At 42.0% G+C, this 20,586-nt stretch carries 20 protein-coding genes; 15 read left to right on the top strand and 5 right to left on the bottom strand.

Features of this window, described 5'->3' with window-relative positions; translation table 11 throughout:
• The first annotated feature begins 15 nt into the window (after positions 1 to 15).
• Positions 16 to 1,425, top strand: coding sequence for a ribosome biogenesis GTPase Der (gene der, locus FTU34_RS04860; RefSeq protein WP_078192658.1), 1,410 nt, complete (start codon positions 16 to 18; stop codon positions 1,423 to 1,425).
• 77 nt (positions 1,426 to 1,502) lie between these two features.
• Here der and FTU34_RS04855 read toward each other — a convergent pair whose 3' ends face one another.
• Positions 1,503 to 2,072 (bottom strand): hypothetical protein, encoded by a 570-nt coding sequence (locus FTU34_RS04855; RefSeq protein WP_168378459.1) that lies wholly within the window; start codon positions 2,070 to 2,072, stop codon positions 1,503 to 1,505.
• A gap of 277 nt (positions 2,073 to 2,349) precedes the next feature.
• Here FTU34_RS04855 and FTU34_RS04850 point away from each other — a divergent pair, with 277 nt between their 5' ends.
• On the top strand, positions 2,350 to 2,991 hold the full coding sequence (locus FTU34_RS04850; protein WP_180034881.1) for a 4'-phosphopantetheinyl transferase superfamily protein: 642 nt from the start codon (positions 2,350 to 2,352) through the stop codon (positions 2,989 to 2,991).
• An 85-nt stretch (positions 2,992 to 3,076) separates the two neighbouring features.
• Here FTU34_RS04850 and FTU34_RS04845 read toward each other — a convergent pair whose 3' ends face one another.
• Positions 3,077 to 3,496, bottom strand: coding sequence for a hypothetical protein (locus FTU34_RS04845; RefSeq protein WP_078192655.1), 420 nt, complete (start codon positions 3,494 to 3,496; stop codon positions 3,077 to 3,079).
• Positions 3,497 to 3,661: 165 nt separating this feature from the next.
• Entirely contained in the window at positions 3,662 to 4,438 is a 777-nt protein-coding gene (locus FTU34_RS04840) for an SDR family oxidoreductase (protein ID WP_180034880.1), read from the bottom strand.
• 104 nt (positions 4,439 to 4,542) lie between these two features.
• Between FTU34_RS04840 and mazG the strand changes: the two genes are divergently transcribed.
• The 9 genes from mazG (at position 4,543) to yjgA (ending at position 11,216) form a co-directional block, all read left to right on the top strand.
• Positions 4,543 to 5,337: a nucleoside triphosphate pyrophosphohydrolase gene (mazG, locus tag FTU34_RS04835; RefSeq protein WP_180034879.1), complete on the top strand. Its 795-nt coding sequence runs from the start codon at positions 4,543 to 4,545 to the stop codon at positions 5,335 to 5,337.
• Positions 5,315 to 5,746, top strand: a complete 432-nt coding sequence (locus FTU34_RS04830; protein ID WP_180034878.1) for a ComEA family DNA-binding protein — start codon at positions 5,315 to 5,317, stop codon at positions 5,744 to 5,746. The genes mazG and FTU34_RS04830 overlap by 23 nt, the downstream gene beginning before the upstream one ends.
• A gap of 134 nt (positions 5,747 to 5,880) precedes the next feature.
• On the top strand, positions 5,881 to 7,350 hold the full coding sequence (gene pcnB / locus FTU34_RS04825) for a polynucleotide adenylyltransferase PcnB (RefSeq protein ID WP_180034877.1): 1,470 nt from the start codon (positions 5,881 to 5,883) through the stop codon (positions 7,348 to 7,350).
• A complete protein-coding gene (gene folK / locus FTU34_RS04820; protein WP_078192650.1) occupies positions 7,347 to 7,832 on the top strand; it encodes a 2-amino-4-hydroxy-6-hydroxymethyldihydropteridine diphosphokinase in 486 nt (161 codons plus the stop codon). The genes pcnB and folK overlap by 4 nt, the downstream gene beginning before the upstream one ends.
• A 46-nt stretch (positions 7,833 to 7,878) precedes the next feature.
• Complete coding sequence (gene panB, locus FTU34_RS04815) at positions 7,879 to 8,688, top strand: 3-methyl-2-oxobutanoate hydroxymethyltransferase (protein ID WP_180034876.1); 810 nt, start codon at positions 7,879 to 7,881, stop codon at positions 8,686 to 8,688.
• Between the two features lie 3 nt (positions 8,689 to 8,691).
• Positions 8,692 to 9,540 carry a pantoate--beta-alanine ligase gene (gene panC / locus FTU34_RS04810; protein WP_078192648.1) on the top strand — a complete coding sequence of 283 codons (849 nt, stop codon included), beginning with the start codon at positions 8,692 to 8,694 and terminating at the stop codon, positions 9,538 to 9,540.
• 22 nt (positions 9,541 to 9,562) lie between these two features.
• Positions 9,563 to 10,414, top strand: a complete 852-nt coding sequence (gene rapZ, locus FTU34_RS04805; RefSeq protein WP_180011688.1) for an RNase adapter RapZ — start codon at positions 9,563 to 9,565, stop codon at positions 10,412 to 10,414.
• The gene (locus FTU34_RS04800) at positions 10,411 to 10,680 is read left to right on the top strand and encodes an HPr family phosphocarrier protein (protein WP_067763492.1); all 270 of its coding nucleotides are present in this window, start codon (positions 10,411 to 10,413) and stop codon (positions 10,678 to 10,680) included. The genes rapZ and FTU34_RS04800 overlap by 4 nt, the downstream gene beginning before the upstream one ends.
• Before the next feature lie 2 nt (positions 10,681 to 10,682).
• Entirely contained in the window at positions 10,683 to 11,216 is a 534-nt protein-coding gene (gene yjgA / locus FTU34_RS04795) for a ribosome biogenesis factor YjgA (protein WP_180034875.1), read from the top strand.
• A 176-nt stretch (positions 11,217 to 11,392) separates the two neighbouring features.
• On the opposite strand, the gene FTU34_RS04790 is transcribed toward yjgA, so the two are convergent.
• The gene (locus FTU34_RS04790; RefSeq protein ID WP_180034874.1) at positions 11,393 to 13,033 is read right to left on the bottom strand and encodes an acyl-CoA synthetase; all 1,641 of its coding nucleotides are present in this window, start codon (positions 13,031 to 13,033) and stop codon (positions 11,393 to 11,395) included.
• Positions 13,034 to 13,568: 535 nt separating this feature from the next.
• Between FTU34_RS04790 and FTU34_RS04785 the strand changes: the two genes are divergently transcribed.
• Together FTU34_RS04785 and FTU34_RS04780 are read left to right on the top strand one after the other, a co-directional pair.
• Positions 13,569 to 14,849 carry a D-arabinono-1,4-lactone oxidase gene (locus FTU34_RS04785; protein ID WP_180035026.1) on the top strand — a complete coding sequence of 427 codons (1,281 nt, stop codon included), beginning with the start codon at positions 13,569 to 13,571 and terminating at the stop codon, positions 14,847 to 14,849.
• 56 nt (positions 14,850 to 14,905) lie between these two features.
• Positions 14,906 to 16,057: an alanine racemase gene (locus FTU34_RS04780; RefSeq protein WP_180034873.1), complete on the top strand. Its 1,152-nt coding sequence runs from the start codon at positions 14,906 to 14,908 to the stop codon at positions 16,055 to 16,057.
• 64 nt (positions 16,058 to 16,121) lie between these two features.
• On the opposite strand, the gene FTU34_RS04775 is transcribed toward FTU34_RS04780, so the two are convergent.
• Positions 16,122 to 17,741 (bottom strand): glutamate synthase-related protein, encoded by a 1,620-nt coding sequence (locus FTU34_RS04775; protein WP_180034872.1) that lies wholly within the window; start codon positions 17,739 to 17,741, stop codon positions 16,122 to 16,124.
• Positions 17,742 to 18,060: 319 nt separating this feature from the next.
• On the opposite strand from FTU34_RS04775, the gene thrS reads away from it, so the two are divergent.
• Entirely contained in the window at positions 18,061 to 19,983 is a 1,923-nt protein-coding gene (gene thrS, locus FTU34_RS04770) for a threonine--tRNA ligase (protein ID WP_078189589.1), read from the top strand.
• A 5-nt stretch (positions 19,984 to 19,988) separates the two neighbouring features.
• Positions 19,989 to 20,537 carry a translation initiation factor IF-3 gene (infC, locus tag FTU34_RS04765; RefSeq protein WP_078192643.1) on the top strand — a complete coding sequence of 183 codons (549 nt, stop codon included), beginning with the start codon at positions 19,989 to 19,991 and terminating at the stop codon, positions 20,535 to 20,537.
• Positions 20,538 to 20,586: the final 49 nt, after the last annotated feature.

The raw sequence follows: 20,586 nt of genomic DNA, 5'->3' as shown, positions 1-20,586 counted from the left end.
AATAAAGGTTAATCTATGAAACCCGTAATTGCGCTCATTGGTCGTCCGAACGTCGGAAAATCAACGTTGTTTAACCAGATAACCAAGAGCCGTGATGCTCTCGTTGCTGACTTTGCCGGTCTGACTCGTGACCGTAAGTATGGTGACGCGACTTATCAAAATAAATCCTTCATCGTCGTTGATACTGGGGGTATTGGCGAAACTGAAGGCGGTATCGACTCGTACATGGCAGAACAGTCAAAAACTGCCATCAATGAAGCAGATATTATTGTCTTCGTGGTCGATGCGCGCGCAGGCTTATTGGCATCTGATGAGCAAATTGCACGTGACTTACGTACGCTGGGTAAAAAAGTTTATCTTGTTGCCAACAAAGTTGATGGTGTACATGCCGAAGCAGCTTTAGTTGAATTCTTTAAATTGGGTATGGGTGAACCACTTCAAGTGGCTGCCAGCCATGGTCGTGGTGTTCAGCAAATGCTTGAAGAAGTGTTAGCTGAAGTGCCTGAAGATGAAAGTGAAGAACAACACGATAAAGACACAGGCTTACGTTTAGCGATTATTGGTCGTCCAAACGTGGGTAAATCGACTTTAGTGAACCGTTTGTTGGGTGAAGACCGTGTGGTTGCATTTGACCAGCCGGGTACTACACGTGACTCAATTTATATTCCATTTGAACGTGACGGTCGTAAATACACATTAATCGATACTGCGGGTGTACGTCGTAAAGGTAAAGTGGACGAAATGATCGAGAAATTCTCGATTGTGAAAACTTTACAAGCGATGAAAGATGCGCATGTTGTGGTTATTGTTGTCGATGCACGTGAAGGGATCGTTGAGCAAGACTTGCATTTGATTGGTTATGCGCTTGAAGCAGGCCGTGCGATGGTGATTGCCATCAACAAATGGGACAACATGTCTGACTATGACCGTAAACAGTGTAAATTAGATGTTGAACGTCGTTTTGACTTTATTCCATGGGCAAAAATTCACTTAATTTCTGCACTTCACGGTACAGGTGTTGGTGATCTTTATCCATCGATCCACCGTGCTTATGATTCTTCGCATTTGAAAGTATCACCTGCGAAAATCACTCAGATCTTGAATGATGCAACTGATGCGCACCAACCACCAATGGTTCAAGGTCGTCGTATCAAAATGCGTTATGCGCATATTGGCGGACAAAATCCACCGACGATTGTGATTCATGGTAACAAGGTCGATAAAACGCCAAATGACTATCGTCGTTACCTAGAAAACGTGTTCCGTAAAGTTTATAAACTTGAAGGTACGCCAGTCAAAATTGAATTTAAAACCTCTGATAACCCATTTGAAGGTCGTAAGTCGCAAATCGATGAGCGTACGGCTGCACGTAAACGTCGTTATGTTCAGAAGTTCAAAAAAGCGGAAAAGAAATTCAAACGCTAAGTTTGGATAAGAAAAAAAAAGCCTGCAGATATGCAGGCTTTTTTATTTCACTTTATTTATCTAAAAAGATGTGAAAATTAGTTTTTGCACTTTTTAGCTTGGCGGTAAATATCAATATTATCTAGGTTAGCTTGAGCAATTTCCATGGCTTGCTGTGCGCTGCTGCTATCCTGTTGTGTATTTTTATTGCCAGAAAAAGCCGTAGCAAATTGTCCCATACGCGCGGCTGTTTCAGATTGACCTGAAAATGCGGATAGCGCGTTGCCAGCAAGACCAGCCCATTTTGAAACTTGATTATTTTGCTGTGCTGACGCTTGGCTTAATGCCAGTTGAGATGCTTCCAATGTACGTTCAAAGGTCTTACGCTCAACGCTTAGGTCAGTGCAATCTAAGGTTTTTAAATAACTGGTGCTATAAACACTATTGTTGGTTTGACTAGCTTGATTGAAATTTGAGGCATAGCCACGGTCTGCTTGAGCCACGGCATTGGCAGCTTCTTGACGGCTTTGATTCATACGAGCTTCAGCTTGGTCCATGATCGCGCCATTTTTGGCACCCATTACTGCAACAGCTGCATCCAATAAGCCTGCTTGAGCGAAACATGGTAGGACACAAAGTGAACTGATTAACGTGATTTTTCTTAGCATCTGATTTACCCCGAGTTTTAAATTAAAGTTATAAGAATCTAGAGTATTTTATCTAATTAAAGATGTATTTGAAATATTTATTATACTTAAGTATTTGAATATATTTATAATATTAAGTATTTCTTAAGTGGTTTGAAATATTTTTAAACTGAGTTTTAAAATCTCTATGAGTCAAAGGACCGATGCGCTCATCTGTATTGTGGTGTATTTTGTGTCGGAGAGTCGCATAAAATATAGCGTCATGAACGTAGTGTAAAAGATATTGGATCAATAACTTATGGCGAAAATTCAGCTTGAATATAGTGAAATTACTGACTTCTTTGTGGAGCCGCATGGCTTGAGTCGTCAAGAGGTAATTGCCGTGCGTAAACAAGCCATTTACCAATATCGAAATCAATTACTCGGGCAGCGGCTAAATAGGTCAGTTGAAAATTCAGATTTTTCAAAGTCTGCGTTTGGTAAGCCTTTTCTTCCGGATTTGCCACATTTTCATTTTAATCATAGTCATAGCCAGCAGCATTATGTATTGGCCAGCAGTGAAAAAATCGCCAATATTGGTGTGGATATTGAAGATTTAAATCGAAAAGTTCGTTTTGATGCGATGGCTCAACATAGCTTTCATCCCGAAGAATTGCTCAATTGGGAGAACTTTGAGCATGATCCTGATTTTTGGTTTAAAGTTTGGACCACCAAAGAGGCGGTACTTAAAGCATCAGGTTTAGGGATTCGAGTGCACCTGAATGAACTGAATACACAGTGTCATCCTGAGCAGAATGGTGGGATGTGTAGTCATCCCGCAATTGGCACTTTTGCTTATCAGAATATTCAACTGCCGCATGTCATGTTGACGGTGGCATGGCAAAGTGAACAATCTTGCCGAGGCTTTCATTTGCCGAAAATTGAGTTGAATGTCTTATAAATCGGTATGAAATAAAATAACTATAAAAAAAGCCCTGTTCTGGCTGAACAGGGCTTTTTTTAAATCAATCTAAACTGGCTTTAGATTAGATTTTGCATTTTTTAGAACCTTGATAGATACCAATGTTGTCGATGTTTGCTTGAGCAGCTGATTTGTTCGCTTGTTGAAGTTCAAGGTTGCCTGCATCAGAAGTATCTTGCTCACCAGCCAAGCTGTTTGCAATGTTGCCTGCACGAGCAGCTTTTTCAGAGTTACCACCGAAAGCAGCAAGAGCGCCACCCGCTAAACCAGCAAATTTGCTCAATGATTTGCCTGGCGCTTGAGCAGATGCTTGGATGTTTGCAATGTTTTTGTCAGCAGCTTCTAAAGAGCGCTTAGCATTCGCTTTTTCAACAGCAAGAGTTGCACAATCCATCGCTTTTAATTCTGAAGATGCGAATTGAGTTGTAGCAAAAGCAGAAATTGAAATAGAAGTAACAGTTGCAAGAACAAGTAATTTTTTCATGAAATAATTCACTTTTATTGTTAGAAAATAAACGCCCGAAAGTAATGGGCGGGTGAATATTATTCAAAAAAAGGAATTTTGTCCTGTTAAAATGTGACAATTGTGTAACTTTGTGTAATTTGCGTACAAATATGATTGCAAAATTAAATGATTAGTAACACGTTGCTATTTGGGTTTTTGTGCAATCCAAATATTACTTAAGCGGTTGACAAATTGCGGGCTAAACTTCGATAAATTAAATAAAAATTTAGCTTTCATCCCCACAGGTGTATGTGTGGCCATTAAAACCGTATCCTTTTTTTGTACCAAGGTATAAATTTGCTGAGCGACATCGCTCGGTTGAAGATTGACGCCCATTTTCTTAATACTTTGTGCATCCATGTCTTGCACCATCGCGGTTTGAACAAATAAAGGCATCACATCTAAAACGCGAATATTGTATTTTTGCCATTCAATATCCAAACTTTCAGTGAACCCACGTACAGCAAATTTAGATGTGGCATAACTGGCTAAATCCGCTTGTCCATAAATTGCTGAAGCCGAAGAGAGGTTAATCACACGAGCAAAATTGCTTTGCTGTAAATAGGGGAATGCCGCATAGCAACCGTTTATCACCCCTTTGACATTGATATCAATCGTACGGTGGTGTGCAGACAATTTCGTATGTTCAAAGCTGCCTGAATACAGAATTCCGGCATTATTGACTAAGATATTCAGCTGACCTGCCCAAGCAACAAATTCAGCTAAAGCGCTTTGCCATTGCTCTGGTTGTGTCACATCTAAAAGCCCAGCTTTGGCATGGCTACCGAGTTCAGCAGCTAAGGAGGTGACTTGAGATTGGTTAATGTCGTAAAGCCCAACTTTATAGCCTTGTTGTATGAATAGTCGTGCAATTGCTGCGCCAATCCCTTGTCCTGCACCACTAATAAAAATACTTTGCATGTTATGCTTCCTTAAATTGAGTTGCTCATTCCCTGAGTGAATTTTGAGCATATCAAATTCTGTAATCGAAACAATGTACTGATGAGTAAATAGCTGGAGTTCACATGGAACAATTATTAGCAGTGATGAAAGAATTACGTGAAAAATGTCCATGGGATCAAAAGCAAACCCCTGAAAGTCTGACTCGTTATGCTATAGAAGAGGCCTATGAAGTTGAAGCGGCGGTTCGTTCAGGTCAGATTGACGAAGTACGAGATGAACTGGGGGATTTGTTGCTGCAAGTGGTATTTCAGTCGCAGATGTATAGCGAACAAGGCGCATTTGATTTTCAAGATGTGGTGCAAGCGATTACAGATAAATTAATTCGCCGTCATCCCCATGTGTTTCAGGCAGAGCAATTCTCAGCACTTAATGCGGATGATGTGGCAACACTATGGAAACAGATTAAACAACAAGAAAAAGCAGGGAAATCAGCATCAAGATTAGATGAAGTTAAACATGCACCTGCATTAAGCCAAGCAGATGAAATTCAAAAAAATGTGGCGAAAATTGGCTTTGATTTTCCAGATATGGAAGGGGCTTATGGCAAGCTTGAGGAAGAGCTGGGGGAATTAAAAGAGGCTTTGGCAGGCAAAAAATCCGACGAAATATTTGATGAATTTGGTGATTGCTTATTTTCTCTGGTGAATGTTGGACGTAAGATTGGCATCTCAAGTGAGATGGCACTTTTAAGTACCATTCATAAATTTAGAAGCCGCTTTGCTTATATTGAAGCACAGGCCACATTACAACAAAAACATGTAGAAGACCTGTCTCTGACTGAAATGGATCAGTTGTGGGAACAGGCAAAACAACAATTAAAACAACAGGCTAAATATGTACCACATCCTAAAGAATAAATACTTTACGCAACTACTTGTCTTGGTTTTGGGTTTAATGGCAGATTTAACTTTTGCTCAAAGCCCTTCGGGCTACGCGGAATGGAAAGCCATGCAGCAAGCTCAAGATCAGCAATTAAAAAAGCAATCTGAGGCCTCGAAGTCCAAAGTGGCAACTGCACCGAGCAATGCCAACTATTATTTGTCACGACCCAGCACCCAACAAAATAGTCGAACAGATCAGGTACGTTTAAATACAGCCTCAGTCGATGAACTGCAGACATTGCATGGAATTGGTCAGAAAAAAGCAGAAGCAATTGTGCAATATCGCAAAAGTAATGGCTTATTTAAAAGCATTGATGATATTCAACAGGTTAAGGGAATCGGTCCTGCGCTGTTTGCTAAAAATAAAGCAAAATTGGCACTTTAAGTGAAGTGTAAAAAAAAGAATTAGGTTAAGCTCAGCTTGAGCATCGAGATAATCAAATTGCCCTTTGATTGTGTTAGAGATATCATTAGCGACATCTTAAGAATTTTACGTTCAGACGTAGGAGACAGCGTCTTTTGCAAACTTTGCGCGCGTCCAAATGTGGTTTATCAACCACACAATTACCTTCTTCCATTTTAGATGTGATTGATGCCTTAACTAAGGCAGGCTATGAAGCTTATATCGTGGGTGGCAGTGTCCGCGACCTAATGTTGGGTCATGCACCTAAAGATTTTGATGCCGTAACTAATGCGACACCAGCTCAGGTGAAAGAAGTCTTCGGGCGACGTTGCCGAATTATTGGTCGTCGTTTTGAGCTGGCGCATGTCTACTCAGGACGTGAACTGATCGAAGTTGCGACCTTCCGTGCGCCGCCTAAAAAAGCCGTGACTTCTGCTGCGGGCATGATTTTACGTGATAATAATTGGGGTACGATTGAGCAAGACTTTGCACGTCGTGACTTCTCGATCAATGCAATGTATTACCAACCACGCAAAGGCGAAGTGCTAGATTTTTGTCATGCAGTAGATGACATAAAACATAAAATGTTGCGTTTATTGGGTGATCCACAACTACGTTTTGAAGAAGATCCTGTGCGGATGCTTCGGACTTTACGTTTTGCAGCCAAATTAAACTTTAATATTGATGAAAAAATTCTGGATGTCTTTACCCTAGAACTTACTCAATTGCTGCGTGATGTGTCTCCACATCGCTTATACGACGAGTCACAAAAACTCTTTACTATGGGGCATCTCAATCGCGTCTTACCGATGCTGATCGATTTTGGTATTTGGTATCAGTTATTTGCAGATATCAAACCAGTCGTAACCCCATTTATTGAGTTGGCTGCAAAAAATACCGATCAACGTATTTCGATTGGGAAAACCATTAACCCTGCATTTTTCTATGCCGTGTTATTGTGGATTCCGTTCCAAGAACGTTGTACGTTCTATCTAAACAAAGGTGTAGTTCCTGCTGAAGCACGTGCTCAAGCAGGCTTGGATGTATTGAAACGTCAGGCTACACGAACCATTATTCCACGCTTTGCCGAAACATTTATTCGTGAAGTTTGGGAAATGCAAACCCGTTTGCTGAATCCAAAACCACAGCAAATTGAAGCACTTTCAGGTCATGCACGTTTCCGTGCAGGCTTTGACTTTCTGCTGCTGCGTGAAAAATCGGGCGATATAAGCACGCAAGGCATGGGGCAGTGGTGGGATGCTTATCAGCAGATGAGCACTGACGAAAAAGAACTGGCAATTAGCCAATACAATCGTCAACGTGCCAAGAGTCGTCGTAAAGCGGCGCATGAAGATGTGGAAGCCAAAACTTCTACTTATCAGCAAGTTGAAATTGAACCGCTGGTGAATGAACCAGAAAGCAGAAGTCGCCGTCAACGTAAGCCTAAATCACATGCCAATAGTCTAGAGACAGTGTCAATCGTTGCAGCGTCAGCCAGTGGTGAAATTGGTGCAGATCATCCGATTTTAAAACGTAAACGTGTGAAACGAGATTTGACTCAGGTTATTTTTGGGCCAACACAATGACGCTGACATATATTGGTTTAGGCAGTAATTTAGGTGATTCTCTACAGATCCTTAGTGAAGCGGTGCATAAACTTGCAACACTCGGAAAAGTGAAAGTCTCAAAACTGTATCAAAGCCCGCCAATGGGGCCACAAGATCAGCCGAATTATTTAAATGCAGCGGTTGCATTAGAAACTGATCTAGCACCTTTGGCCTTGTTGGATGAATTGCAACGCTTTGAACAAGAGTCGGGGCGTGTACGCCTACGTCATTGGGGGGAGCGTACACTGGATTTAGATTTACTGATTTATGGTGAACAGCACATTCAAAATGAACGTTTGACGGTGCCTCATGTTGGTGTTTTAGAACGTGATTTTGTGTTGAAACCTTTGTTGGATTTAGATGAGAATCTACAGATTAAAGGACAGCCATTAAAAGATTTACCTATTTTGAATAATCCAAATTTAACTGTATTGGATGCAGGAAACTGGGCCCATCTTTAATTTTTGTATGACCACTTGAGAAAGCCGTCATCTGAGGAATATTGAAATGATTAGTCTAAGTGACTTGAAAAAATTTAAAGCGGAAGGCCGCAAATTCTCCTGCCTGACTTGCTATGATGCGAGCATGGCAAAAGCAATGGAAGTTGCTGAAGTCGATAGTATTCTGATTGGTGATTCATTGGGGATGACCATTCAAGGGAATGACTCAACTTTACCTGTCACTGTTGAAGATATGGTATATCACACTGCAGCAGTGCGCCGTGGCAATAAACATGCGTTTATTTTGACTGATTTGCCATTTATGACCTATGCCACTTTGAATGACGCTTTGGTGAATTCAAAGATCGTGATGCAAGCAGGCGCACAGATGGTCAAATTGGAAGGTGGCGCATGGTTGTCAGAAACAGTTGAAGTATTGACCCGTAATGGTATTCCAGTGTGTGTGCATTTAGGGTTAACTCCGCAATCGGTTCATGTGTTTGGCGGTTATAAAGTGCAAGCACGTACACGTGAAACCGCGGATCAACTCATTGCAGATTGTAAAGCTGTGGTTGATGCAGGTGCAGCAATTTTACTTTTGGAATGTGTTCCTGCCCAAGTGGGTAAAGAAATTAGTGAATTATTCCCAAATACACCTGTGATTGGGATCGGTGCCGGTGCAGAAACGGATGCTCAAGTCTTGGTTCAACAAGATATGTTGGGACTGACGTTTAGTCACGTGGCGAAATTTGTTCGCAACTTTATGAAAGAGCAAGCAGGGGAAACAGCAATTGTGGATGCGTTTAAGGCGTATCATACTGCCGTACTTGATGGTAGTTTCCCTGCCAAAGAACATACATTCCAAATTGAGCTGTAAGACATGAAAACTGAAACAACGATTCAAGGTTTAAGTGCATCGCTAAATCCAGCACGTGCTGCGCGCAAAATCATTGGTTTTGTACCAACGATGGGGAACTTGCATGAAGGTCACCTTAATTTAGTTCGTGAAGCACGTAAACTGTGTGATGTCGTGGTGGTGAGTATTTTCGTTAACCCAATTCAGTTTGGTCCAAATGAAGACTTTGACAACTATCCACGTACTTTGGAACAAGATCAGCACTTATTGGCTGAAGTGGGTTGTGACATCGTGTTTGCACCGACTGTTGAACAAATGTATGGCAACAAACCGCGCTTAACCAATATTAGCGTGGGCGGCATTACCAATGATTTGTGTGGCGAACAGCGTCCGGGTCATTTTGACGGTGTTGCTGTTGTTGTGACAAAACTCTTTAATATTGTTCAACCGAATTTTGCATTCTTTGGGCAAAAAGATTACCAGCAACTTGCAGTGATTCGTCAGTTTGTACGTGACTTAAATATTCCACTAGAAGTGATTGGTGTGCCGATTACTCGTGCTGAAGATGGTTTGGCATTGAGTTCACGCAATGGTTATTTAAGTGCGGAAAATCGTGCGATTGCACCAACGATTTACCAAAGCTTGAAAACGGCTGAGGCAGAATTACATGCTGGAACTCAGCTTGCAGATGTGTTAGCGAATATTAAAGCAACATTGACAGCGGCGGGTTTTGTTGTGGACTATGTTGAAGCACGTACACCTGAATTACAGAAAATTGAAGAATTTGATCAAGACGTGGTGTTGTTTATTGCGGCTAAATTAGGCGCAACACGTCTTATTGATAATATGCAGGTTAAATATACTGCAGTTTAAAACGGCTATGGGGTAGCAAGCGATGAAGCGCATTTTAATTGTTACAGGACAATCTGGATCTGGAAAGTCATCTGCATTACAGATACTTGAGGATTTGGGCTATTACTGTATCGATAATTTGCCATTGGCCTTACTCCCCGAAATTGTTGAAAAACTCGATTCAGAAAATAATCTTGAACAATTGGCACTGGGTGTGGATGTCCGCAGTACACGTGCAGATTTACAAGAGTTCGATTTGGTTTTTCAACAGCTACAACGCCATGGCTCAGTCGATATTATTTATTTGACCACGCGTGATCAGGAATTGATTGCGCGATTCAGTTCATCTCGACGTCCCCATCCGTTGGCAAGTCGTTTCAAAAGTTTAAATGAGTGCATACAGGAAGAAAAATCTTTACTGTTGCCGATTCAATTACGCTCGACAGTACATATTGATACTACAGACAAGAGCGTACATGATTTAAAACATACCTTGCTGTCTAAACTTGGACAGGCAGATAATTTAATTTTGATCTTACAGTCTTTTGGCTATAAGCATGGTATTCCACTCGATGCAGATTATGTTTTTGACGTCCGTCATTTGCCTAATCCGCACTGGGATATGGAATTACGTAAGTATTCAGGATTAGATGAGCCAGTTCGTCAATTTTTACAGCAAAGTGAACAAACCAATGAAATGTTCCAAGATATTTATCATTTCTTGGATAAATGGCTGCCGGCATTTGCCGAAGGGCATCGTCATTACATGACAGTGTCGATCGGTTGTACAGGTGGGCAACACCGTTCGGTATATATCGTAGATAGACTAAAAAAAGCACTTGAGGCAAAATGGTCTATTCAGGTTCTACATAGAGAAATGAAGCACTGGTCATGATCGACACAACTGTTGACGTAATTAATAAACTGGGTTTACATGCGCGTGCATCTGGCAAGCTAATCGAAGTCACGACCAAATTTCGCTCGTCGATTCAAATTGGTAAGGGTGGAAAATTAGTAGATGCCAAAAATATTATGTCTTTGCTGATGCTTGGCGCAGGCAAGGGCACAACTTTACGCTTAGTGATTGAAGGTGCAGATGAAGAAAAAGCTTTATCTGAAATTCAAGCACTGTTTGCGGCAAAATTTTACGAGGCAGATTAAACGTGGCACGTCGACCGAACCGCTATACCGAAGAAGACTTTGAATCCTTAGAAGGACGTGCAAGTAAAACTGAGCAAAAGAAAGCTGTACAACGTATGGCTGCTTTGGGCGAGGAACTTGCAAAACTGAATCCTAAACAGATTAAAAATCTTCCTGTTGAAGAGCGTCTGATCGAAGCACTACTAGAGGCACAAACAATTACTTCACATGAAGCGCGACGCCGTCAGTTTCAACGTGTAGGTAAATTGCTGCGTAATGAAGATGAAACCATGATTTTATCTTACTTAACCCCGCAGCAAGGTGCGAAAAAAACAGCGCAGCTTCAACGCTGGACTGAACGTATGATTGCCCAAGGTGATCCCGTCATTAAAGAGTTCATGAAAGCACATAATGCTGCTGAACATCATCCTATTCGTCAGCATATTTTGCGTATTCAACGTGATATAGCAAAAAATGTAAGCGAAGAAGAACTGACTGCGTCAAAGTTGAAATTGTTTAACTACATTCAACAAGTGGCTTTATTATCTGATAACTAATGCATGATTAGATAGCCAAGTACTTAGATAGCTCAATGATCAGAGAATTCAACATGATCTGATCATTGAAGCAAAACGTGAAGTTATAGACTTCACATCAAAAAAAGCGACCTGATTAGGTCGCTTTTTTTGCTTAAATGATTGAAAAAATCATGCTTGGCTTTTGAGTTTTAATATTAACCAAATTCACCAACAGCGCGCTCTTTAGCCCATTCACGGAGAACGAACTTCTGAAGTTTACCTGTCGAGGTTTTTGGAATTTCGGTAATCACTACATCTTTAGGTACTTTGAAACGTGCAAGGTGCTGCTTACAGAATTCGATCAGTTCTTCAGGCGTTGCTTCTTTACCTGCTTTTAATTCAATAAAGGCACAAGGCACTTCTTGCCAACGAGGGTCAGGTTTTGCAACCACTGCAGCGGTCAGTACAGCAGGGTGTTGATATAGAATTTCTTCTACTTCGAGCGATGAAATGTTTTCACCCCCTGAAATGATCACATCTTTAGAGCGGTCAGTAATTTTGGCGTAACCGTCAGGTTGGCAGACTGCTAAGTCGCCGGTATGGAACCAGCCACCGGCAAAGGCTTCAGCCGTTGCTTCTGGGTTTTTCAAATAGCCTTTCATTACGATGTTGCCACGGAACATGATTTCACCCATGGTCTGGCCATCATGCGGAACAGGTAACATGGTCTCAGGGTCAATGACTTTCATGCCGTCTTGAAGCGGGTATGGTACACCTTGGCGAGAATGCAACTGTGCTTGTTCTTGAATGGAAAGATCAGACCAACCAGCTTGCGATGCGCAAAGTGCCGATGGACCATATGTTTCAGTCAAACCATAAACATGTGTAACATTGATGCCAATATTACGCATCCCTTCAATAATCGCTGCAGGTGGCGCTGCACCAGCAACCATCACTTCAACGCGATGGTCAAATTGTGCTTTTTTCTCTTCAGGCGTATTGATCATCATTGAAAGTACGATTGGCGCACCGCAGAAATAATCTACTTTGTGTTCAGCAATCAGTTTGAAAATCAGTTCAGGGTCGATTTTACGTAGACAAATATTGGTTCCGCCATTGGCTGCCATTGTCCAAGCAAAGCACCAGCCATTACAGTGGAATAGAGGAAGCGTCCAGAGATACGTTGCACGTGGCGTCATGCCGCAAGCAATGATGTTACTCGCTGCATTGATATATGCGCCGCGGTGATGATACACCACGCCTTTGGGATTCCCTGTGGTACCCGAGGTATAGCTTAAGCTAATTGCATCCCATTCATCTTGAGGTAAGTGCCACTCAAAGTTGGCATCGCCTTGCGCCAACCAGTCTTCAAATTCAATTTGTCCAATCGGTTGTGCTGTGCCTTCAAATTCAGCATCTGCAACATCAATGACATAAATGTCTTGATCGATCAAAGCCAAAGCTTCGGTGGCAACTTGAGCAAATTCAGGGTCAACCAACAGGACTTTGGTTTCTGCATGTTCCAGCATGAAGGCAATGGTTTTCGCATCAAGGCGTGTATTTAGCGTATTTAGTACAGCACCCGCCATCGGTACGGCAAAGTGTGCTTCAACCATAGCCGGAACGTTCGGTAATAACACAGACACGGTGTCGTTTTTGCCAATGCCTAATTGTTGCAACTGATTTGCAAATTGACGACAGCGGTTATATGTTTGGCGCCATGAAATATGACGATTGCCATGGATAATGGCATCCTGATCAGGATAAATATAAGCTGCACGCTCTAAATAACGTAGAGGCGAAAGTGCCACAAAATTTGCCGGGGTCCGTGGCAATTCATCGTATGCGCTAACCATCGTGGTACTCCAAGTCCATGTCTATTTGTTTTAAATCTGACTTAACAATAATTCAGTCCGTAGCTTCTCTGCATTTATGCTTTAGTCGAGTATTTACACTAAATTTTTAAGTGATTGAAATTTAACACAATAAAAACAATGAGGTGACGAAAATGAACCCTGTGGTTCTCAAAATTGATTTTTTAGCATAAATAATTTAGTTGAAAAATATACAGGGTTTGTTGGTTTTTTATACTAATTTGGCAGATATTTCCGTGTGTGATCTTTTTTATTGATTCGGTTTGAATGATGCTTAACGAATAATGTAGAGCGCCTTGAATAGTCTTTGTGGGGATATAAACGAATGATATTTTCTTTAATTGATCGTGGCTTATTTGCTGTTTTTTAACAATAAACTTAAATTTGAGAAGATGCGAAACTTCGTATAATCTAAGTAAAAAATCAAGATGGCTTGTGCATTAACATTGCAAAAGCGGAAATCAAAAATAAAACAATACGGCTAAATACAATAAAAAGTATGGCGACAAGGATGAATATGACAATTCAACACGACATTGCATGGGAAAATTGGTCAGGTGCTCAGAAGTCGATCCCGAAGTCATTTATACAACCGCAAAATCTTGAGCAATTAATGGATGTGGTGCAATCCCATCCTAAGATTCGTATGGTCGGTGCAGGGCACTCATTTAGCCCTTTGGCAAAAACCACAGATACCTTAGTACGTTTAGATCATCTCAAAGGCATTCTAGATATCGATGCTGAACGCTGCCAAAGCACCGTCCAAGCTGGTACACGATTATTTGATTTGGGGGAGAAGCTCGCGTCTTTTGATCAGGCACTGATTAATCAAGGAGATATTGATCATCAAAGTTTGGCTGGGGCTATCGCAACAGGAACACATGGTACCGGAGTCGAATTACCGTGTTTATCGGCGCTGGTTACGGGTTTCGAATTATTAACCGCGCAGGGCGAATTAATACAATGCAGTGCTGAACAGAACAGCGAAATTTTCCAAGCAGGGCGTGTTTCACTCGGGAGTTTAGGCGTGCTGACGCATGTACAGCTGCAAAACCGACCGATGTATAAACTCAAAGAACAAACGCGATTATGTCCGCTGAAAGATGTCTTGCAGAATATGCAGCAATGGCAATATGAACATCGACATATTGAGTTCTGGGCATTTAGTCATGCCGATCAGGTTATTTTAAAAACCTTAGATGAGACGGAAGATAACCTTCAACCGCGGAAAGAACAGTGGTTAGATGACGACGTTTTACTCAAATTTTGTGCAGAATTGACGCGATTCTTTCCACCACTGAATCCATGGCTACAAAATTTATTAGGTGTTTTTGTCAAACCTTCGATCAGCGTAGACTGGTCAAGTCGAATTTTTCCTTCTGCTCGAAATACCAAATTTAATGAGATGGAATACCAGATTCCGCTGCAACACGGGATGAATTGTTTAGAAGAAATTTTGCATACCCTTCGACGACATAAGGTTCCGATGTTTTTTCCGCTAGAATATCGACTTGTACGTGGAGATGATATTTGGCTCAGTCCGTTTTATCAGCAAGATTCGGCCTCAATTTCGGTGCATCAGTTCTATAAGCAAGATTATCAAGTCATCTTTAAGCTCGTGGAGCCGATTTTTTTAAAATATGGCGGGCGTCCGCATTGGGGGAAATTGCATAGCCTAAATGCGCGGCAGCTTCAAAATGTGTACCCCAAGTGGCAAGATTTTTTGAATATTCGACAAGAATTAGATCCTCAGCAAAAGTGGCTCAGTCCCGAGCTACAGCAGTTACTGATTGATTAAGCATCGTGGAAGTTAAACATTGAAGACCAATTGAACGATATGAAAAAGGGGATGGAATGGATGCATATTTTCAAAAGTTGAATTCACTGTTAAAACAAAATGGTACGGGGATGCCTCAGTTAATCGTGGATGTTGATGCATTAAATCACAACTTGGTGGTCACTCAGCAGCAAATGCCAAAAGGGCTGCATCCGCGCTTGGTGGTGAAATCCTTGGCCTGCATGGCATTGCTTCAACACTGTGCTACACAGCTTCAGACACAGCGTTTCATGCTATTTCATTTTGCACATCTGAAAACACTTTTCGAATCGATACCGCAAGCCGATGTGTTGTTTGGAAAACCGATGCCGATTCAGGCCTTGAACCATGCAGACAAGGCGTTTTTGCAGGCAACGCAATCGCAAGTGCAATGGCTTATTGATAGTGAACAGCGTTTAGCCCAATACCTCAAATTTGCTGAGCAGCATCAACTGTGTCTACGCATCAATATTGAAATCGATGTTGGGCTACATCGTGGTGGTCTAAAAACGATCAATGAGCTAAAGGCTGTTTTGGATGTAATCGTTCGACATCCTCAACATTTAAAATTTTCAGGATTGATGGGCTACGACGCACATGTGGCGAAGATTCCACGGCTGATCCAATCTGCTGAACAGACTTATCAACAGTCCCAGCAAAGTTATCAACAATTCAAAGCTTATGTACAACAGCGCTACCCAACCTTATGTGATGAACACACCTGTTGGAATGGTGGTGGTAGTCCTAGCTTTAGTTTTCATTGTCAGCAGAGTGTCTGTAACGAAGTCTCGTTTGGCTCGATGTTATTAAAACCTGCAGATTTTGAACTGAAAAATTTACAAGCTTTCCAAAGTGCCTTGTGGATCGCCACGCCTGTGTTAAAAGTGTTGCCGCGGACTGAATTACCACAGTTAGAATGGCTCAGTCGTTGGGCAAAATATCAGGCTGTATTTATTTATGGAGGCTATTGGCGAGGGGACTATGTTTATCCTCAAGGCAGTCAGCCCCATGCGTTATATGGTCGCAGTAGTAATCAGGAGCTTGTGCAAATTCCACAGACAAGCAGCATAAACGTAGATGATTATATTTTTTTACGCCCTACCCAGAGTGAAATGATCATCCCTCAATTTGCACAGCTTTGGTTGTACCAATCCGATCAATTCATGGCCTTTGAGACCTTCAGAGAATAAAAAAAGAGCCCGTATGGACTCTTTTTAGGTTCAATTGTTTTGAAAAAAGCTCATGATTTGAAGCTTACTCAAATCCACTGTAGTGAATACCCGTGAGGTTCGACATTTCTTTTTTCCATGTGGTCAGGTCATCTTTACAGAATTGATTCAGATGATGATGTCCGCAGGCACGAGCCATGACTTGCATCAGTTCAACGGATGCATTTAGAAAATTCGCCAGTTGTTGTGCCGATTTGTCTATTTCTAAACGACGACGTAAATGATCTTGTTGTGTGGCAATGCCGACAGAACAATCATTGGTCTGACAGGCACGCATAGCTAAACAGCCAATGGCTTGCATGGCAGAGTTTGAAATCGCGATGGCATCTGCACCTAAAGCTAGTGCCTTAATAAAGTCAGCGGGTACACGGAGTCCACCTGTGATTACTAAACTAATATCTGACCGTCCTAGACGGTCTAAATGACGACGTGCTCGTGCAAGCGCAGGAATGGTCGGTACAGAGATATTGTCACGGAATAAGGTTGGGGCTGCACCTGTACCACCGCCACGTCCATCTAAAATAATATAGTCCACACCAATGCTGAGTGCTGCGTCGATATCACGTTCAATATGCTGTGCGGAGAGCTTGTAGCCGATTGGGATGCCGCCGGTCTCGGCTCGGACATATTCTGCAAATTCACGATATTGTGAAAGATGCGTCCAATCAGGGAAGGTCGCAGGGGAAACGGCTGCGGTGCCTTCTGGTAATTTGCGCACTTCTGCAATCTTACCAACCACTTTATGGCCTGGAAGATGCCCTCCCGTACCTGTTTTTGCAGCTTGACCGCCTTTAAAATGAAAGGCCTGACACTTTTTAACTTTTTCGATGTCATAGCCAAAACGACCCGATGCAAGTTCATAAAAATAACGTGAATTGGCCGCTTGTTCCTCTGCAAGCATTCCACCTTCACCTGAGCAAATCCCTGTACCCGCAATTTCAGCACCTGTTGCAAGGGCAACTTTGGCTTCTTGAGATAACGCACCAAAACTCATATCTGACACAAACAGGGGGATTTTGAGTCTTAAGGGTTTTTTAGCATTTGGGCCAATTACCACTTCGGTTGCTACGGGTGCATCATCTAATAATGGGATTTTCCACAGTTGTGCGGTGATCAGTTGAATGTCATCCCATTTCGGGAGTTGATTGAAAGGCACGCCCATGGCAGCTGTCGGGCCATGATGTCCAAATTTACTTAAACCATTGCGTGCAAGTTCCAAGATCAATTTATTATGTGGTTCTTCAGGTGCGGGTGCCGAATCCGCATATAAACCTTGGTATTGATCGCGTTTATACTGCTGTGGATTTCTATTTTCCCACGCTTGAATTTCTTCAAGATCGACATACACCTGATCGCCTTCCACCCACGCTTTAAACTTTTGCAGATTTTTATTCAGATAACGTGGATTGATGCCAGTTTTATAAATATAGTGAGAACCATGCAGCCCACAGACGATTTTATCTCCTTGAATATGGGCATCGGCCATGAGTGCGCCGCGATGCTGACAGCGACCATACATGACCACGACTTTTTCTACATCATCATCTTCGAGCCGTAAGACCACAAGATCGACATTGGCTGCAAGGGCATAAGCGGGTTGGAGCGGTTTTAAACTAGACCAAGATATAAGTGAATGTGCTTGCATGATACCTGCCTACATAAAGATTTCAGTGGGTATAGGTGTTCGAAATTCGGAATAATTTTATGAATTAGAACGTGATTATTATGTTGACAGCATAAAGCGTATTTCGGCTGAAATCTGCTTGAATTATCAGGAGTCTTGTAAAAGGCAGCAGAAAAATCAACTTCCATGGGATTAGAGGTTTATTAAAGTTGGCAGGGCGTGTAAAATTTAGGTCGAATTTTATTTATCCACCGTTTTTATCTTTTGAGGGTCTCCCTCGATCATAATCTCGCGGTGACATGCTCCATTGTACGGGGCATCACTCCTTAAGGATTTTTATATGCCAATTATCACTTTGCCAAATGGCGATCAAAAAGAATTTGATCATGCCGTGTCTGTGATGGAAGTTGCTCAAAGCATCGGTCCTGGTCTAGCAAAAAATACAGTTGCGGGTCGTGTAAACGATCGTTTAGTTGATGCGTCTGATTTAATTACAGAAGATGCTAGCCTACAAATTATCACGCCTAAAGATGAAGATGGTATTCACATCATTCGTCACTCTTGTGCTCACTTGGTGGGTCATGCAGTTAAGCAATTGTTTCCAGAAGCAAAGATGGTCATTGGTCCTGTCATTGAAGAAGGTTTCTACTATGACATCTGGATGCCACGTCCCTTTACTTTAGACGACATGGCAGCAATCGAAGAGCGCATGAAAAAGCTCATCGACCAAGACTATGATGTCATCAAAAAAATGACTCCACGTGATGAAGTGATCAAAGAGTTCACTGCACGCGGCGAAGAATACAAACTGCGTCTGATCGAAGACATGCCTGAAGAAACTGAAATGGGCTTGTACTACCATCAAGACTACTTGGACATGTGTCGTGGTCCGCACGTTCCAAATACTAAATTCCTAAAATCGTTCAAACTGACTAAAATCTCTGGTGCTTACTGGCGCGGTGATGCGAAAAACGAACAGCTGCAACGTATTTACGGTACAGCTTGGGCTGACAAAAAACAGTTAGCTGCGTATATCAAACGTATTGAAGAAGCTGAAAAACGCGATCACCGTAAAATTGGTAAAGCGTTAGACTTGTTCCATATGCAAGAAGAAGCGCCGGGTATGGTGTTCTGGCATCCAAACGGCTGGACGATTTACCAAGTGCTTGAACAATACATGCGTAAAGTTCAACAAGCCAATGGTTACCAAGAAATCCGTACACCGCAAGTGGTTGATTTCACGCTTTGGGAAAAATCAGGTCACGCAGCAAACTATGCTGAAAACATGTTTACGACTCACTCAGAGAACCGTAACTATGCAGTAAAACCAATGAACTGCCCATGTCACGTGCAAGTCTTCAACCAAGGTTTGAAATCTTACCGTGATCTTCCAATTCGTTTGGCTGAGTTTGGTTCATGTCACCGTAACGAACCATCGGGTTCATTACACGGCATTATGCGTGTACGTGGCTTTACACAAGATGATGCGCATATCTTCTGTACAAAAGAACAAATCGGTACTGAAGTTGCAGACTTTATTAAACTGACATTAGATGTTTATAAAGACTTCGGCTTTGAAGAAGTACAAATGAAGTTGTCGACACGTCCAGAAAAACGTGTGGGTGATGACAAACTTTGGGACATGGCAGAAAAATCTTTAGCAGATGCTTTAGATGCTGCTGGCCTAGAGTGGGAACTTCAACCGGGTGAAGGCGCATTCTACGGTCCGAAAATTGAATTCTCATTGAAAGACTGCTTAGGTCGTGTATGGCAGTGCGGTACAATTCAATGTGACTTTAACTTACCAGAACGTCTTGACGCATCTTATGTGACTGAAGATAACGACCGTGATCAGCCTGTAATGTTGCACCGCGCAATACTTGGCAGTTTCGAGCGTTTTATTGGTATACTTATTGAACACTATGCTGGTTTCATGCCACCTTGGTTGTCTCCAATTCAAGCATGTGTGATGAACATTACCGATTCACAAGCTGAAGCATGTGAGTCAGTCGTCGCTAAACTTAAAGAAAGCGGTATCCGCGCGATTTCAGACTTGAGAAATGAGAAAATCGGCTTTAAGATTCGTGAACGTACTTTAGAGCGTATTCCTTACTTATTGGTTCTTGGGGACCGTGAAGTTGAGGAAGGTACTGTAAACGTCCGTACTCGCTCTGGAAAAAATTTGGGTACTATGTCAATTGATGCATTCGTTGACCTAGTAAAAGCAGCCGTAGCCGAACGCGGCCGGTACATTGTGGAGTAAAAGCGATTAAACAGCCTGACCGTAATCAACAGGGCGGAAAATCAAACCGTCCTGCCTTGAATGATGAAATTCGTGCAAAAGAAGTCCGTCTAGTAGACGAAAATGGCGAGCAAAAAGGGATTGTATCTCTTGCTGACGCTTTGCGTGCTGCAGAAGCAGTAGATCTTGACCTTGTTGAGATTGTTGCTAATGCTGAGCCACCAGTCTGCAAAATCATGGATTTTAACAAGCATTTGTTTGATCTAAAACAAAAGCAAAAAGAAGCGAAGAAAAAACAACATCAAGTACAGGTGAAAGAAATCAAGCTACGCCCTGGTACTGATGTTGGTGACTACAACGTTAAACTACGTGCCATTATCAAGTTCCTTGAAGAAGGCAATAAGGTAAAAATCACGCTTCGTTTCCGTGGTCGTGAAATGGCACACCAACAGTTAGGTTTGGCTCAATTGCAAAAAATTGAAGCTGACGTGGTTGACTATGGTGTTGTTGAACAAACACCAAAAATGGAAGGCCGTCAAATGGGTATGCTGCTTGGTCCTAAAAAGAAAAAGTAAGTATCCATTAAAAAAGCACTGCATTTGCAGTGCTTTTTTTTGCCTATAT

The organism is Acinetobacter sp. YH12094 (assembly GCF_013419295.1).
Classification (GTDB): domain Bacteria; phylum Pseudomonadota; class Gammaproteobacteria; order Pseudomonadales; family Moraxellaceae; genus Acinetobacter; species Acinetobacter amyesii.
This window is presented reverse-complemented; position numbering and strand designations above follow the sequence as displayed.